The sequence below is a fragment of the Peribacillus simplex genome (genome assembly GCF_001578185.1).
In the GTDB taxonomy this organism is placed as follows: Bacteria; Bacillota; Bacilli; order Bacillales; family DSM-1321; genus Peribacillus; species Peribacillus simplex_A.
This window is the reverse complement of the sequence record NZ_CP011008.1, coordinates 876,109-890,799: the sequence shown is the minus strand read 5'-3', so window position 1 is coordinate 890,799 and position 14,691 is coordinate 876,109. Positions and strand designations below refer to the sequence as shown.

Genomic DNA, 14,691 nt, shown 5'->3' with positions numbered 1-14,691 from the left:
TTTCTCCATTTGTATTTGAGATTTACCTACTTAAATTAAGTACCTTCAGTTTCCACAATCCAAGTTTTATAACCTGAATGTCTGAATTCGTGTGAACCTACAGCTTCACCTTTAGCAGTAAAATTCTTTTTAGCGAAGAAAGATGCTCCTGCCCTAGATGATTTTTTTTGGGTATCTGAGGAACTTCCTTTAAAAACTCCATTTACGTAAGCCTTAGTCTTAGCGTAAATATAATCAATTTGTTTTCTTGTTTTTTTAGTACTGCTAGTATATGAATCCGACTTTGAAACAGCACCGAGAGAAAAAGTATAACTAGAAGAGGCAGACCAGTATGGCGCAGAAGCTTGAACTTGATTATCACTTTCACCATCTATCCTCGGTGGACTAAATGACTTTTCAGGAGCCCTCTTTAAATCGTATATAGTATTATCTACTTCATACACTTTACTCTCATCTGATGATGCAAATGCACTCATAGGAACAATTAATAAGGAAAATGCTGTACATAACATTACTTTTTTCATGCTAGTCTCCTTTAATTATTATTTTAAATTTAGGAGGGCTTTAAGTATCATATGTTTCAGGTTGCCAAGTTTTGTAGCCTTTATGCTGAAATTTATGGCTTCCAAATACTTCCCAATCTCCAGGGTATTGTTTTCCATAATTTACTTCTGCTCCTGCCCTAGATGAATTTTTTTCGGTATCTGAGGCACTACCTTGTAATGCGCCTTTCACATAATGTTTTGTTTTTGCATAAATTAGATCAATTGCTTTACTCTTAGTTTTAGCGCTGCTTGTGTAAGATCTAGAAGTAGAGTAACTACCACCTAGGCGGTATAAAGAAGATTTAGCTACATAATATGGTTTAGTTGCATTTACAGATATACTATCATCAAGTGGAACAGCCTCAAAGGTTTTAGTTGCTTTAAGAGTAGTATCATAAATAGTAGATACATCTTCACTTTCAGCGAGTGCAAAGCTAGGAAGAATTAGGGAGCCAGCGATGACTAGAGAAGCTGCTTTAAATTTCATATTTTTTCACCTCCTATAAATTATTCGGAATATTTCCTTAATATCCCATAAATAGAGTATAATACATAAGTCTATTTTTTTCCTATATATGGTAGGTGTGAATTTTCCGACAAAAAATAACCCCTTTCGACAGACATAGAGAAAAAACCAGTTTTACAAAATGTCGGACTAGTTTTGGGTCTTACCAGCTAATCACGTAAAACATATACTTAGCGAAATGTTGGCGGTACGCTACATAGTAAATATTTTTTACAATACAAGTTTGCACTTTTTCACACAAAAGGTTTTATTAAGAATGTAAGTTACCTCACAAGTTTTACCTTCACACCTCCCGTGAATCCAACTTGATTAAACTACCTTTACCTTAGTTCGACATTTTATTTTCCTCCCTCACACGAAGAAGGCAGTCACCCCCGGCTGTCTTTTTCATTTCTATCAATTTATGAAAGTAGGCACCTTATGAACAAATCAAAAAAGAAGACAATTGGTGAAATGACAAATAGCCGGATGCGTTGGGTGTTTGCCCCCTCCACTCGTGTTATTAAAAACAAAAAAGGCAAAGGTTCTTATAACCGGAAAAAAGAGCAATCCTACTAAGGATGCTCTTATTTTTTTCTTATTCGATTATTTCTTCATGGCAAGTAAGGTAACTCAATTTCTCTTAAGATAGATACTTGATCCCCTGCTGTTTTTAGTATTCTTTTTACATATACAGCTTGCAGCGGTTGGAAGATATCTGTTGAAAAATTAAACTTCTCAGAAAGCCCTTCATCAAAATACAATTCGTGTTTTGCTGTGTAATCATTAAATGGTGGGCAACCTACTGGTGTTGTAACTTTTTGGAGAACCCACACTGGCAAACCTTCGAACTGTTCCTTCTAAAGAAAACTTCGTTACAAATTCAGCAGTATCTTGTGAATACTGTCGGTACTCAACAATGAGATCCTGGAACCCATTACGGTACCACTACGGCTGCTTACTTTGATTTGCAGCTCTTTGCTCTCTCTCTCTCTTAGGGAAAGAGAATACTAGCATGGAAAAGGGTTGATTATTAATAGTAATCTCGTGGACGCATTGCTTTCTGGACGTATCAACAACAAGGATGACGAAGCATTTTTCTACTAAGTCAGTTGCAGGCTTCCCTTTTTAAAAGTTAAGCCTTTTTCTTAAATCCCAATACTTAAATGTCATTTTACCCATTTTCGAGTTCGAAAGTGAATCGTATTTACGTCCAAGTGCCAGGTTTTGTTTTTCTAACTTGGTAATTTTTTTAAGTTGAGCTTCGTTCAGTTTTTTTAATTGCTTTACTTGTTTAACAAATTCTTTATTTTTCACTTTCAAATCATTGTTTTTATTTTCAACAATGATCCGGTCTTTTATTGGAATTTCCATGTCTTTTGGTTTTAATTTAGGAGTGCCATTGGTTTCATATCCTATAGTTTTTAGATATGGCAAGTTACTTTGAAAATCTTGTTCAAAGCTTCCAACACTTTTATGGATTTGGAGGAAAGTAAAACACCCTGCTTTTTCTGCTGAAACGATTTGACCATACCCTGATAGTTTAAAAAGTTTTTCGCCCCGTTTTACTTCTTCAGGTATGTTTTTCACTATACAGGTAAAAACTTCCTCAACATTAAAATCTGCCGGCAATTTTTTTATCTGATTTGATGGTATATGCTTATTCAGTTCATCAAAGTCATCTTCATCAATATAAAAATACACATTTCCGCTTTGATTCACATAATCAGTTATACGTCTACTCCATAATAGCCCTTGCAATTTTTTTAATGCTTCCGAAAACAAAAACTGCCTGCTAACTTGATACATTCGTTTTGCCGCAAACTCATATATATCCTTATTGCATAAAGCTAATTTGACTGCGCTACGGAAATCCTTCTCTGTAACAGCATATAACGGGTAATCTTCGCCAAAAAGCTTTATATGCATTTTTGTTGGATTCATTATTACAGCCTTTCTTAATATTCCATACTCCAATAGCTTTGTAGACAGTTCCAGACTGCTGTCCATTTCCTCACTTCTCCAGGTTATCCCAATATCACCGTTCACTATTAACTGTTGGGCATTCTCCCTTGTCAATGCCCCATACCATGTAAGCCCTTCTGTATTTTTAAGCAGGTATTCCGCTTCTTCCTTAAACTGTGAATCATCTTTAACCCATTTGAATTTATCCCCTGCGATATCAAGTGAAAGATTCGGAATCTCGCGTTTTAATTCTTTAAAGGCAGTAATGATAGGAATGGTCTTCCAATCAGGGTCGAACTTGCCTGTATACACAAGTTTGTGTTTTAAACGGGTCTCCCCTCCTGCTGATTCAACATTTGGTATCATCGGGGTAAGCAGGGAAACTTTGTTTTTGTCTTTATTCAAATTAAGAGTCTCAATTACAAATTCGCACATTTCCTCTGTTTGACATAAGAAATACGCACATTGATCATATATATTTTTAATGCTCTCAAATTTTTCTTCATTAACATCCTGACCTATATGAGTCAAGCCTGTAGCATAAACTAATGTATTCTTTATGATATGCTTATGCTTTACTATTTTTTCAACAGTCTCAATACTTCTAACAAATAGCCAATCATATTCCTTTTGACTCCAATAATGAGAAATGAGCATTTCAGCTATATCAAAATCAATGACCCCTTTTTTTACCCATTCAGCATCGGTGGCAGTAAAAAAAGGATCAACAAAAGGATTTAGAATGGTTATATTATCAAATTTCTCAAGAGGTTGAATCAAGATATCGCGTTTGACCGGGCTTGCTAATAGTAAATCAACCTCGATGTTAGAGTCTAACGCAATGGTCGATGCTAAGGAAGATAAAAATATTGCAGATCCATCCATTGAATTCATGTCAATAAAGCCAAATAGAAGTACCTTCAATTTTCCTTTTTCCACTAGTTCATATGAATTCAAAGTTTTCACTCCAATGACTGAAATTTGATATGAAAATTTTATTTTTTTATTTGTTCTTTAATAGATGATTTAAGTGCAAGATATTTTAACGTGAATTTCCCTGCATATGTAACGTTGAATTTGTGTTCTAATAACTTAAGTCTCCGTATCTCTTTGTTAAGTTTAATATTTTCTTTTTGGGCTACCTTACTTTTTTCTAATTCTGCTCGCAACATATTATTTTCTTTTGTAACGTTCTCAATAATGTTTTGTTTTTCCGTGTTATTGCTCTCTATGAGGTCCAATGTCATCGACATCATGTCTTTCATTTGCAATTCAAGTTCTTCATACATAGTTTTCCAATATTCGTTTCGTTCGTCCATATTGAAAAAACTCCCCTCCATTAACCTTGGATAAGCTCCAATTCTCTTTTAATAACAACATCTACGGCGCATTTATCGCGAATCGACTGCGATGCTTGTTTTGACACTCTTAAAAATACGTCCGAGTTGTAATATAAACGCTCTATTGCATCCGCAATATCGATAGGGGACTCAGGTTTTGTAAGAAGGCCAGAAACGTCGTGTTTAACGAATTCCGGAATTGCCGTGAGATCTGTTGAAATCGGCACTAGCCCACTGGACATGGCCTCGCACATTGAAACACCTTGAGAGTCCAAACGGGTTGGGCAAAGGAAAATTCCATACTCCTTATGTAATGCAGCGATTCGCTCTTGAGATATGAAGCCTTTATGGATAGTTACATTTTCAAAATTCCGGATTGGCTCAACGGTTTGGTCGAACAATTTTCCATCACCATAAAAAGCAAATTCCAACTTATCGAAGCATGGTCTCTTTGATAGTTCCAGCACTGCTTTCACCGATAAATCATTTGCATATTTTCGTGAAGCGTATGGCCTGATTGAAAGGACTTTTGTCCGCATTTCAACTGGTTTTTCTACAAAGGCGAACAGATTGTCATCTATTACATTGGGAATGATTACAGAATTTTTCGAGTCCGCTCTCGCGTCACATTCCGCTATATGTTCTTTGAACCATTTGGAAATATGAACAAAGGTAGTATCCAATTCATTCGTTTGATAAAACCAATTCATAAAAGTAAGCTGTTCTACATAATAGTCGTCCGACATTTCAAGTATCTTCCGTAAGCTTTCAGGGCTTTCAAGAAAATTAAACCATCTTCTATGCCATGCCTCGGTTTCAAATCCATGTATCCATGTGATAATCGGTAATTCCGAGCTTGTTTCTTTTATCGCTTGTACCATTTTTGGATTAACAAAATGAATGAGTGCTTTTTTATGTACTTTATGATTTAAGAAAATGCGCAGATGCTGTTCAGTTCCTCGATAAACTGGCACATCTTCATACGTATACTTTTCTGCTTTTTTATAGGCAGGATGCAAAACAAAGACATCAACCTTCAAACCCTCATCCAGATAAGCCTTGACTCTTCGATGGATGAACCCATTCCGATATAACTGCTCTTCATGTGGATAAGCATTCGTAATGATTATATATCTATCTCTTTCACTAAATGTAAGCTCATTTAGATTTATAGATTGCTCCATTATTGTTCACTCCTACTAGTCAGTCATCTTCAATCAGCCTGCTTACTCATCTGTAAATGAAAGATTTTTAGAAGACCCTTTTCCAATCTCTTTTTAAAACCGTTAATCGATTATACCAAGCATGTATTACTGAATATTGACATCAATATAAGAAATCTGTAAATAAAAGTAAAGTTTTCATGAACTTTTATATGTTTTTGTAAAGGAAACATTGTAAACCAGCAAAAATTAAGAAGACGATTCATTTACCAGAATCGTCCCTTATACATATAAACTATTGTATTTTTTGTGATTACAGTAGGCAGTATTCTGAAGCTATCAATGAGGAAATTACTTAAGATTAATGACATTGGAGAACATTGGCCCCTGATACTTTGCAAATATTTTTTTAAATATGCTAAATAACTTGGGAGTGTAGAGCATAAAGCCTATTTCAAAACGAATACAAATTTATAAACTTATATAAAAAGAATAATGGTTTACACCACACTATTATGTTTTCCAAACTACATTTATATATATGGTGCTATAAAAAAATCCACTATTATCCTCTATAGCTTGTCTATACCATTTTTAAAAAAAATCATACTTTATAAGATAAGGAATTATCAAAAAAAGGAAGTGCGACATTACATGATACCCATAGATGATTGTAAATTATTAATTTCATGTTGCAATCATAAAGGTGCTCTTTATTTAGTCCAATTTAAACACCAAGAATATGAAATAAAAAAGATTTTAAATATTGGATGCACAGGTATTACAAAATACGGCAGCTCTTTTGTCGTACTTTCAAATTCTCATGGAATCTTTATTTTGGATGAAAACTTAAAGGTTATTAAGAATAAAGCTTTTTGTACAGAATTAGATTTACATGGTATAGCAATAGACAATGATAAAGCTTATATTATTGAAACCAAAACTAACTCAATTGGTGTTTATAATTTGGAAAACAATTTGGAGAGAATTGATGAAATTAGATTTTCATCTGAAAATGACGATGTTTGCCACGTCAACGATTTGTATATCGTAAATGATAAGTTATATGTATCAATGTTCTCAAATCCTCCAAGGAAAGATTTGCTCTCTTTCACAAGTTATTTCCCTAATAAAACAATCCCCAAAGGTGTGATTCTAGAATATTCTTTACAGGAAAGAAAAGTGGTTAAGATTTGTTATGATAAATTACTTCAACCTCACAGTGTACTTCATTATGATGATAAAATGTATTATTGTGTTTCAGGTGATTTCCTAGTAAAAAGAAATGTGGAAGATATTTTTAAATGCCTTGGATATACTCGCGGTTTGGCAGTCAGAAATCAAACGATGTTTATTGGCCAAAGTGAGAGTAGACAAATACCGGTTTTATTAAAAAAACATACGAACATATTGCTAGATTGCGGGATTTATGTTCATGATATCTCTACGAAACTTTCATCTTTTATCCATATACCGTCTGAAGAAATTTATGGAATTTTGGTTATTTGATGAACCATATGGATTTTTCCGACGGCTATTGATGTCACTTCGTTGGGGGAGAGGCTTTACATTGCTTGGTGAACTTATGTGAAGCATAACAAACCTATTTCATGACAATAGGTTAATGATACCTACCGGAAGTTACCTAAAGCTCCCTTAATCCAGAGCAAAATGGAAAATAAATTCCTCCCCATCTTCCCCGGTAAATCTGTATCCTTTGTCAACAAATCCAGCTTTTCTATATAAATTTATCGCTGGAATATTCGAATGATGCACCGTTAGAATAATCTCATCTTTATCTGGATGACTTAGTTTGATCATTTCAGGTAAAACTTTTAAAGCCTTAAAAGCTAGCCCCTTTTTCTGATGGCGTGAATCCAAGGAGAATGATTTTAGAAGAATGGCATTCTCATTACTTGTAAACTGATTTCCCGCTTTATCCGTATATAAGGCAAAACAACCAATCAAATCCTCATTTAAATATATGACCATGGGGAGGTTATATTTATCCTTCCTGAAGTCTTCGATAACTTTCAAAGGTAAAGAAGTATAGATTGCTTGTTCTATAGGTAAAGAATAGTTGATCAGTGCTGTATAATCATTTTCCATAAAAGGTCTAATATTTAATCCAGTAACCATACCTACACCACCATTTTTTAAGAACTTATAATTCTATATTAACAGATACTAAATTCACAATTCCTGTCAAACAATACTTTTCAAGAACACATATTCAAAAAAAGGAATGGATTTGTTTGCCATTCCTTTTTTCTTCTTCTGAATTGAAAGCAAGTGCAAATATGATGCTAGATCATTCAGACGCTGATAATTCACTTTCCGTTACCCATTTATGATTCTTCACTTTTTCTCCTCCTGTAGTCGGAGTGAAATCAACCATGTAAACAGTCGTTTTTTCAGCAGATTCAATTTCAGCGACTGCCCCATTCATCCCTTTCATATGAGAGGCATTTACTGTAACCTCCGCTCCGGGTTCATACGCTTTTTCACCTGCATCTTTGATCTCTTCGTGAATGATCCATTTATGATTTTCCACTTTTTCTCCGCCAGTTGTAGGCGTATACGAAATTGCATAAGCAGTCGTATCATAGGCACCCACTATTGTTGCTTTTGCCCCCTTCATGCTTTCCATATGACCTGATTCGATAATTGCTTGACTTCCAACCTCATAGGTTGGATTTTCTGCAGCTTTTAATCCTTTAGGAACATCTCCTGAGCCAGAATGGTTCATGTCCATTTCACCATGTTGCTTTTCTACTTTATTTTCTTTGTTTTGATCACCGCTGTTGGAACAAGCACCGAGGGCTAAAAGTAGAGCTATTAATAATGATAAAATGATTGGCATTTTTGTTCTTTTTTTCATCATGGATAAAACCTCCTTTTCGAGTTAAACCCACCTTAACAATTAAATATGCAGAAATTGTGGAGAACACTCGAGATCAAAGAAATGGAGCCAACATAATTTATGATTAGTCTTCCCCTTATATAAATGTGATCTAATAGCGTTGATCCTATATATGAGATGGTAAATTAAAGGAAAGAAAAAAAGACGAACTTTTCTATCGCAAATAGAAAAAATCGCCTTTCATTTTATTAAGCTAAATTGCTTAGGGTTTATTTATCCGCAAACACACAACTTAAATGGCTGACTCCGGACAATTCCATCATCAGTGGGGTTAATCATGAGCCCTCTTTTGATTCCTCAATTTTTTGTATGATATGTGAGAGGTTCATAGAAGTTTGCTCTTTATAATCCCTGCCGATGGATTTGAATAACCCTTTCGCTATACTCCTTAATAAGATTTTGGTATGCCCATCCGAGATAATGGAATTATTAGGGAGACTTGATTCAGCTTGCGCCCCACCAATCTTATTAGCTGTTTCCTTTATAAAATCAATGATTTTTATTTCATGGATTTTCCCTTCGATAATGGTTTTATAGATAATTTGATTTCTCCAAAGCTTTAGCTCAATCCTCTGTTTAGAGTAATCGAAGAGGTCTTCGGGAATATCAGCATTGCTTATTTGAATGGAATCTTTTATGGGATACAATTTCGGGTAAGGATTGATTTTCTTTATTAAGGAATGGTCAATGGTGACCTTTTCCCGTTTTATACGAGTATTTTTCGTCTCACATAGAATCAGCATTAACTGACCGGCAATTATATTGTTGAATTCTTCTAATTCAAAGAATTCAACTAACATTACGCTATATTCCAAAATGGTGATCGCTTCATCGAATTTTCGTTTAGTACCAGCATTTGATCTAGTAAAAACCAACCGATTCTTCCTATCCATATCCTTTTCACCCCTCTGAATTCGAATCTAAAATAGGAAAAACATCCATAATGGATGTTTTTACTTATTAGGTCTGAACTTGATCGACTCCGATTTACGATTACCTTTTTCTCCTGTATATTCAATACTAATTACATTAGCCAAGTTGATATGTTTGCCACCGGCTTGCAGCCACGTCGCATTTTGGATTAATTGCAATTTCAGGATACTATTCGCTTCATCAGAATATTGTTCATTCGTCTCTAACTCTTCTGTCTCACCGTTCACATAATAAAATTTATATTTTGCATTACTCATTTTCATCAGCCTCTTTTCAACTACTAATTCAACAAGGACTGACACTTGTCCTGCTTTCAGCAAAATTAGATTGTCTTTCACATCAATGAAGTCCCGTGAAAGTGAAAATACTAATCATAAAAAGACTGTCAAGCACGCCTATTCAAACAGTTTCTCTTATCTATCGAAGTGTTGTTTCATTAATTCTTTAAATCGTGTTCCATCTATTTCTTCTTTCGTCACTTTCCCATCGTCCCACTGTGTAAAGGATGTATCAGTTAAAGTGATGTTCCCACCGTTTGTAAGACGGGTGATTAATGGATGCTTATTAAATGGCGATTGGGGATTTTCACTGATGATCGTTTGGATCTCATTAAGTTCCACTACATTTTCTACGGGTTTTGAAGAATCGAATGCATACCCGATTTTCCAATCGGGATCTTTATGTTTCAGCTTTAATTCAAGGATATGATTCCCATGGTCGGTATTTTCTTTTTTTATCCTGAATTCACCATTTTGGGAAATGACGGTTTCTCCGTTCAACGGAACTGGTTTTAAAGGCAGGTTCCCACCAAATCCCGTATCGATTAAATATATTTGGCCCTCATGTTTCAAAAGAATGGTGACATGTGTCCTTCCTATGGTCATCCACCCTTGTTTATAGATGACACCCCGAACCAAGAATACATCAAAGTCATTTTCCAACAGGAAAAAATAAAGGGCTGTATTCAATTCATAGCATAATCCACCCTCATTCCTTACGAGGACTTTCTTCATGATATTCTCTTTATTGATATCACTCAAATGGGATGCCATGATTGATAAGTTTTCAAAAGGAATGGTTTTCGCTGTCTTATCAAGAATTTCATCTAATTCATCAAATGTCAGCTTCTCATCGTCCTGAAGCCCAATTCTTTTCCTGAATAATGCATTCAGTTCATTCATTACGATTCCCCCTTAAGTCCGACACCGAAGAAAAGTATCCTGACTCTGTATATATTCATTATACTTTGGCCTTATTTCATTCGCCCCATAATGTTGTTTTCTTTGGCAACCTCCTCCATTCACTCACCAAGCAGCTCTCATTCTTCATTCATTCACCTGTGATGATTTTACCTAAGTTCTATTGGCTTCCATATGTTCTTGGACCCTTTTTATTTCTCCAAAAGGGAAGACATGACCTACGATTGCCCTGATTTCATTTTGGAAGAACAACGGCATGGCCTTTGAAGCGAATTCTTCCGTTAACTCTTTTTTATATTCACCACTCCGGGGAGTTAATAGATTCCCTTTTAATTGAACTCGTTTTAAGAGAAGTTCCATCAAATTCACCTTCTCGACTACAGTTCCACCTATAATGCCTATCAGTATCATCTTCCATCACTCCTTACGCTTTTAAGGTTTTTCTCCCAGTAAGAAGCACCGATGAAATTCAGAATGACATCCACTCCTTGATCATTTGTAGCTTTCAGCACTTCCTCATCGAAAGATTGTTTCTTATAGTTGATACGGATATCCGCTCCTAGAGAGTGACAGAAATCCAATTTGTCACTTGAACCTGCTGTAGTTTTGATTTTCGCTTTTGTCAGTTTTTTTGCCAGTTGGATAGCTGTTAGTGCCCACACCGCTTCCGTCAGAATGGATCAATACTATTTCTTGATACGTCAATTCACCTAACTAAAATAAGGTTTGGTACGCAGCCAAGAATACTTCAGGGATCGCTGCCGCTTCCTCAAATGACAGGCTATCCGGGATCTTCATCGCTCTATCAGCTGCATCACAGCATATTAAGCATAACCCAATTCTATATTTGCTCCTTCCCCTGTTTCCCCCACATTCCCGGAAACTTTAATCCCTAATATAGGATTGGCCATATAACCGGATTTTCCTTCTCGTGAAACAATATCCGTTCTATTTATTGCAGAGGTTTTCACCTTAATTAAAATTCCCCCTTTTCCGGCATGGGCTTAGAAAAATTTTTGAATAGTAATTGTTCTGCACCACCCGGTTCTTTAACTACTACAGCTTTCATCTATCCCACTCCTTATTATATAAATAGAGACCGCCTTTGATATGGATTGTCTTGAAGTTGGAAACTATGCTACTCTACTCCAAAAAATTTCACAAGCAACTATTAAAGTTTTGAGCAACTATATACAGATAATGAAATATGTCCATCGATGAATCCGTAACCCTGGTAGAATAAAAAAAGCCGATGTCCCTTTAGGTCCATCAACCTTTTTTTGATGAGTTTTTATCTCTTTATCTATTAAGCGATTGATTTCTATCAAGGTCATGATGCAATTCTGCAGCCGGACCTTTTGGTTAGGAATCTGCCCTTTTGCAACTGGTTCTGCTACATAAACAAGATCTCCTGTTCCATCTGGGGCACTTCCTGTTGCCCACAGGCCGTCTCCTGATTCATTACCTTCTGACAAGTTCCAGAATTCGTACGCTTCCGGTTGAGATTCCATTTCCGCTTCAGGAGGGAATGACGCAGGAACGACTACGCCGTTTTTCTCTTCAAGTTCTGCAATGGCCGCCATCCATTGATATTGGTGGTAACGGTCACGGGCTAACATTTTACGGAACGTAGCACGGACACCTTCATCTTTTGTCATATGATATAAACGGGCCACTTGAAGGCGTCCTTGACTTTCAGCATGCAGATTCGGCCGCATGTCCGCTAATAAATTTCCGCTCGCTACAATATAAGATCCGTTCCAGGGAACCCCATTCGAGTTGGTTGGCAGTCCGCCTAGACCGGTTACGAGCAAATGCTGGGGATTGATTCCACCCATGATCGCTGCTATAGCAGGGTCTTTTGCGGCTTCTGCCTGATCTTCCGGAGAAGCGCCATCAAGCAATTGACTAATGAGCGTACAAAGCATTTCTACATGTCCAATTTCCTCTGTACCAATATCCATCAGCATATCTTTATATTTTTCTTCTCCCCGACAGTTAAAGCCCTGAAAAAGATATTGCATCATGACAGTCATTTCCCCAAACTGTCCACCTAAAACTTCCTGGATTTGACGGGCCAGCATCGGATCTGGTCGGTCTACCTTAACTTCAAATTGCAATTAAAAAAGATAACTGAAAGCTAAGGAATATCTAAATTCATTGCCGTCTCAATAAATAAGTGTTATTAAAGGTCCATTTCCCCTGTCTATAACCTTACAATACTGGGTAAAGTACAAAGAACCAAATAAAGGAAAAAATACTGTATCTAAGAAAACTAAAAGGAGGAAGGAAAATGGATTTCAAGCCCAGAAATCAAAAAGATCAATCTCTTTCAGAAATCCGCTATACTTATTCCGCTCGTAATCTATGGTCAGGTTTTCTATTCGGGATCGGACTGGTTGCATTCATCGATGAGGCCATCTTTCATCAGCTATTGCATTGGCATCACTTCTATGACAAGTCCACATCCAATATTGGGCTTGTCTCGGATGGTTTATTTCATGCTCTAAGCTGGTTCGCGACTGTCGGGTCTTTGTTCATGTTCGCTGACCTTCGCCGCCGAAAGGGATTATGGCTGAAAAGGTGGACAGGGGGAGTATTGCTAGGGGCAGGTTCTTTTCAGTTATATGACGGTACCATCCAGCACAAGCTCATGCGTCTTCATCAGATCCGTTACAATGTCGATATTCTCCCATACGACTTGATTTGGAACATTGCAGCCACTGGCATGATTTTGATCGGCATTTCCCTTATCATTCGAACACGGCGCAGCTTACTTAAAATGAAAGCAGAAGGCCGCTATGCACAGTAATGGTCATATTCAAAATGATAATGGAGCTCTCTTTGAATCGATTTTATTGATTCTACCCGCGCTTGTTATAGTGATCTATATTGCAGCTGTCGTAATTTCGAGCCGCCGCTATCAAAAATGGCCCTTATACCGTACGTTCTCATGGATTCTTGGCATCATCTGTGCAGCTTCTGCAATCATTGGCCCCATAGCCAATCGCGCGCATATGGACTTCACTGCGCATATGGTTGGTCATTTACTGCTTGGAATGATTGCACCCATCCTACTCGTGCTTGCTGCTCCCATTACTCTTGCACTGCGAACACTTGATGTACAATCAGCAAGACGCCTTTCAAAGTTGTTGAAAAGTTGGCCGCTGCGCATTTTAAGTAATCCAACCATTGCTTCCGCGCTAAATATTGGGGGACTCTGGATACTTTATACGTCTGGGTTATATGGGTTGATGCATCAGAGTGCGCTTCTACGTGCATTAGTGCATTTTCACGTGTTCATAGCGGGTTATCTATTCACTGCGTCTATGATTTATATGGACCCTGCGCCCCACAGGTTCAGCTTCATGTTTCGAGCTATCGTATTTACAATTTCACTGGCCGGCCATGATATCCTTTCTAAATATATTTTTGCCCATCCTCCAAGCGGAGTCACCAAGGAACAAGCGGAAAATGGAGGAATGTTAATGTATTATGCCGGTGATGCCATCGACGTTACAATTATCTGCATCCTATGCTATCAATGGTTCAAAGCCACCCGGCCTAAGGAATCACTTGCCTTGTAGGAAGGACGGTTCTATGATTACTTCTGTAAACTCCTGTGTTTCTGTTTAATCGTTCATTGTTTAGCCCATACTAATTTTTGATGAAAAAAATTTAGGATGGAGCTGAATGGAAAATGGAATTTGAAGCTAACAATTCTACTGAAAATGCTCTTCGTGATTATAAAGCTGGAATCGGTGCCTTTACGCATAAAATGCCTGATCTAGCTGAGAAATTCAATTCGTTTACGGAAGAGTGCTTTAAAGAAGGACAATTATCCAAGAAAGAAAAACAGCTTATCGCATTAGGAATAAGCTTATATTCGCAAGATGAATATTGTATTATCTATCATACTAAAGGATGTCTTGATCAAGGCTGTTCCGAACAAGAAATTCTTGAAGCCATTGGTGTGACCGCAGCATTTGGCGGAGGAGCCACCATGAGTCAGGCTGTAACCCTCGTCCAGGAATGCATTCAGGAAATAAATCAGATGAAACAATGATAAAGAAGGGGTAGGACAATTTGTCCTACCCTTCTTTTTGTTATTAATAAAT

The 14,691-nt window shown here is 36.7% G+C and carries 19 protein-coding genes and 1 pseudogene; 5 read left to right on the top strand and 15 right to left on the bottom strand.

What is annotated here, in order from left to right:
- Positions 1 to 35: 35 nt before the first annotated feature.
- Together UP17_RS04195 and UP17_RS04190 are read right to left on the bottom strand one after the other, a co-directional pair.
- On the bottom strand, positions 36 to 524 hold the full coding sequence (locus tag UP17_RS04195) for a hypothetical protein (RefSeq protein WP_061461789.1): 489 nt from the start codon (positions 522 to 524) through the stop codon (positions 36 to 38).
- 40 nt (positions 525 to 564) lie between these two features.
- Positions 565 to 1,032, bottom strand: a complete 468-nt coding sequence (locus UP17_RS04190) for a hypothetical protein (RefSeq protein ID WP_061461788.1) — start codon at positions 1,030 to 1,032, stop codon at positions 565 to 567.
- Between the two features lie 459 nt (positions 1,033 to 1,491).
- On the opposite strand from UP17_RS04190, the gene arfA reads away from it, so the two are divergent.
- Complete coding sequence (arfA, locus tag UP17_RS27300; protein ID WP_155727218.1) at positions 1,492 to 1,629, top strand: alternative ribosome rescue factor ArfA; 138 nt, start codon at positions 1,492 to 1,494, stop codon at positions 1,627 to 1,629.
- 35 nt (positions 1,630 to 1,664) lie between these two features.
- On the opposite strand, the gene UP17_RS28590 is transcribed toward arfA, so the two are convergent.
- The 4 genes from UP17_RS28590 to UP17_RS04170 all read right to left on the bottom strand — a co-directional run bounded on the left by UP17_RS28590 (position 1,665) and on the right by UP17_RS04170 (position 5,539).
- On the bottom strand, positions 1,665 to 1,886 hold the full coding sequence (locus tag UP17_RS28590) for a hypothetical protein (RefSeq protein ID WP_061461787.1): 222 nt from the start codon (positions 1,884 to 1,886) through the stop codon (positions 1,665 to 1,667).
- Positions 1,887 to 2,178: 292 nt separating this feature from the next.
- The gene (locus UP17_RS04180; RefSeq protein WP_061461786.1) at positions 2,179 to 3,972 is read right to left on the bottom strand and encodes a glycosyltransferase family protein; all 1,794 of its coding nucleotides are present in this window, start codon (positions 3,970 to 3,972) and stop codon (positions 2,179 to 2,181) included.
- A 38-nt stretch (positions 3,973 to 4,010) separates the two neighbouring features.
- Entirely contained in the window at positions 4,011 to 4,334 is a 324-nt protein-coding gene (locus tag UP17_RS04175) for a hypothetical protein (protein ID WP_061461785.1), read from the bottom strand.
- A gap of 20 nt (positions 4,335 to 4,354) precedes the next feature.
- Positions 4,355 to 5,539: a glycosyltransferase family 4 protein gene (locus UP17_RS04170; protein ID WP_061461784.1), complete on the bottom strand. Its 1,185-nt coding sequence runs from the start codon at positions 5,537 to 5,539 to the stop codon at positions 4,355 to 4,357.
- Positions 5,540 to 6,172: 633 nt separating this feature from the next.
- Here UP17_RS04170 and UP17_RS04165 point away from each other — a divergent pair.
- Positions 6,173 to 7,027 carry a DUF4915 domain-containing protein gene (locus UP17_RS04165; RefSeq protein WP_061461783.1) on the top strand — a complete coding sequence of 285 codons (855 nt, stop codon included), beginning with the start codon at positions 6,173 to 6,175 and terminating at the stop codon, positions 7,025 to 7,027.
- Between the two features lie 147 nt (positions 7,028 to 7,174).
- Here the strand turns inward: UP17_RS04165 and UP17_RS04160 are convergent, their stop codons facing one another.
- The 9 genes and pseudogenes from UP17_RS04160 to UP17_RS04130 all read right to left on the bottom strand — a co-directional run bounded on the left by UP17_RS04160 (position 7,175) and on the right by UP17_RS04130 (position 12,657).
- Positions 7,175 to 7,657 (bottom strand): GNAT family N-acetyltransferase, encoded by a 483-nt coding sequence (locus UP17_RS04160; RefSeq protein WP_061461782.1) that lies wholly within the window; start codon positions 7,655 to 7,657, stop codon positions 7,175 to 7,177.
- Between the two features lie 172 nt (positions 7,658 to 7,829).
- The gene (locus UP17_RS04155) at positions 7,830 to 8,399 is read right to left on the bottom strand and encodes a YdhK family protein (protein WP_061465965.1); all 570 of its coding nucleotides are present in this window, start codon (positions 8,397 to 8,399) and stop codon (positions 7,830 to 7,832) included.
- Between the two features lie 317 nt (positions 8,400 to 8,716).
- On the bottom strand, positions 8,717 to 9,334 hold the full coding sequence (locus UP17_RS04150) for a hypothetical protein (protein ID WP_061461781.1): 618 nt from the start codon (positions 9,332 to 9,334) through the stop codon (positions 8,717 to 8,719).
- 60 nt (positions 9,335 to 9,394) lie between these two features.
- Positions 9,395 to 9,712 (bottom strand): hypothetical protein, encoded by a 318-nt coding sequence (locus UP17_RS04145; protein WP_089363514.1) that lies wholly within the window; start codon positions 9,710 to 9,712, stop codon positions 9,395 to 9,397.
- A gap of 75 nt (positions 9,713 to 9,787) precedes the next feature.
- Positions 9,788 to 10,555 (bottom strand): arylamine N-acetyltransferase family protein, encoded by a 768-nt coding sequence (locus UP17_RS04140; protein ID WP_061461779.1) that lies wholly within the window; start codon positions 10,553 to 10,555, stop codon positions 9,788 to 9,790.
- A 171-nt stretch (positions 10,556 to 10,726) separates the two neighbouring features.
- Positions 10,727 to 10,984 (bottom strand): MDR/zinc-dependent alcohol dehydrogenase-like family protein, encoded by a 258-nt coding sequence (locus UP17_RS29445; protein WP_349817590.1) that lies wholly within the window; start codon positions 10,982 to 10,984, stop codon positions 10,727 to 10,729.
- The gene (locus tag UP17_RS29440; RefSeq protein WP_349817589.1) at positions 10,981 to 11,235 is read right to left on the bottom strand and encodes a zinc-binding dehydrogenase; all 255 of its coding nucleotides are present in this window, start codon (positions 11,233 to 11,235) and stop codon (positions 10,981 to 10,983) included. The genes UP17_RS29445 and UP17_RS29440 overlap by 4 nt, the downstream gene beginning before the upstream one ends.
- 162 nt (positions 11,236 to 11,397) lie before the next feature.
- Entirely contained in the window at positions 11,398 to 11,544 is a 147-nt protein-coding gene (locus tag UP17_RS29435; protein WP_349817588.1) for a hypothetical protein, read from the bottom strand.
- A 328-nt stretch (positions 11,545 to 11,872) separates the two neighbouring features.
- Positions 11,873 to 12,657, bottom strand: a pseudogene (locus UP17_RS04130) (manganese catalase family protein).
- Between the two features lie 209 nt (positions 12,658 to 12,866).
- Here UP17_RS04130 and UP17_RS04125 point away from each other — a divergent pair.
- From UP17_RS04125 to UP17_RS04115, 3 genes are all read left to right on the top strand, one after another.
- Complete coding sequence (locus tag UP17_RS04125) at positions 12,867 to 13,385, top strand: DUF2243 domain-containing protein (protein WP_061461778.1); 519 nt, start codon at positions 12,867 to 12,869, stop codon at positions 13,383 to 13,385.
- Positions 13,375 to 14,160 (top strand): cytochrome c oxidase assembly protein, encoded by a 786-nt coding sequence (locus tag UP17_RS04120; RefSeq protein ID WP_061461777.1) that lies wholly within the window; start codon positions 13,375 to 13,377, stop codon positions 14,158 to 14,160. The genes UP17_RS04125 and UP17_RS04120 overlap by 11 nt, the downstream gene beginning before the upstream one ends.
- 113 nt (positions 14,161 to 14,273) lie before the next feature.
- On the top strand, positions 14,274 to 14,639 hold the full coding sequence (locus tag UP17_RS04115; RefSeq protein ID WP_061461776.1) for a carboxymuconolactone decarboxylase family protein: 366 nt from the start codon (positions 14,274 to 14,276) through the stop codon (positions 14,637 to 14,639).
- Positions 14,640 to 14,691 lie beyond the last annotated feature (52 nt).

Excerpts from the sequence above, each read along its gene's own strand:
- UP17_RS04165 (WP_061461783.1), top strand. The coding sequence starts at position 6,173 with ATGATACCCATAGATGATTGTAAATTATTAATTTCATGTTGCAATCAT.
- UP17_RS04150 (WP_061461781.1), bottom strand. The coding sequence starts at position 9,334 with ATGGATAGGAAGAATCGGTTGGTTTTTACTAGATCAAATGCTGGTACT.
- UP17_RS04125 (WP_061461778.1), top strand. The coding sequence starts at position 12,867 with ATGGATTTCAAGCCCAGAAATCAAAAAGATCAATCTCTTTCAGAAATC.
- UP17_RS04140 (WP_061461779.1), bottom strand. The coding sequence starts at position 10,555 with ATGAATGAACTGAATGCATTATTCAGGAAAAGAATTGGGCTTCAGGAC.
- UP17_RS04195 (WP_061461789.1), bottom strand. The coding sequence starts at position 524 with ATGAAAAAAGTAATGTTATGTACAGCATTTTCCTTATTAATTGTTCCT.
- UP17_RS04170 (WP_061461784.1), bottom strand. The coding sequence starts at position 5,539 with ATGGAGCAATCTATAAATCTAAATGAGCTTACATTTAGTGAAAGAGAT.
- UP17_RS04160 (WP_061461782.1), bottom strand. The coding sequence starts at position 7,657 with ATGGTTACTGGATTAAATATTAGACCTTTTATGGAAAATGATTATACA.
- UP17_RS29445 (WP_349817590.1), bottom strand. The coding sequence starts at position 10,984 with ATGATACTGATAGGCATTATAGGTGGAACTGTAGTCGAGAAGGTGAAT.
- UP17_RS04115 (WP_061461776.1), top strand. The coding sequence starts at position 14,274 with ATGGAATTTGAAGCTAACAATTCTACTGAAAATGCTCTTCGTGATTAT.
- arfA (WP_155727218.1), top strand. The coding sequence starts at position 1,492 with ATGAACAAATCAAAAAAGAAGACAATTGGTGAAATGACAAATAGCCGG.
- UP17_RS04190 (WP_061461788.1), bottom strand. The coding sequence starts at position 1,032 with ATGAAATTTAAAGCAGCTTCTCTAGTCATCGCTGGCTCCCTAATTCTT.
- UP17_RS04175 (WP_061461785.1), bottom strand. The coding sequence starts at position 4,334 with ATGGACGAACGAAACGAATATTGGAAAACTATGTATGAAGAACTTGAA.
- UP17_RS04120 (WP_061461777.1), top strand. The coding sequence starts at position 13,375 with ATGCACAGTAATGGTCATATTCAAAATGATAATGGAGCTCTCTTTGAA.
- UP17_RS04155 (WP_061465965.1), bottom strand. The coding sequence starts at position 8,399 with ATGAAAAAAAGAACAAAAATGCCAATCATTTTATCATTATTAATAGCT.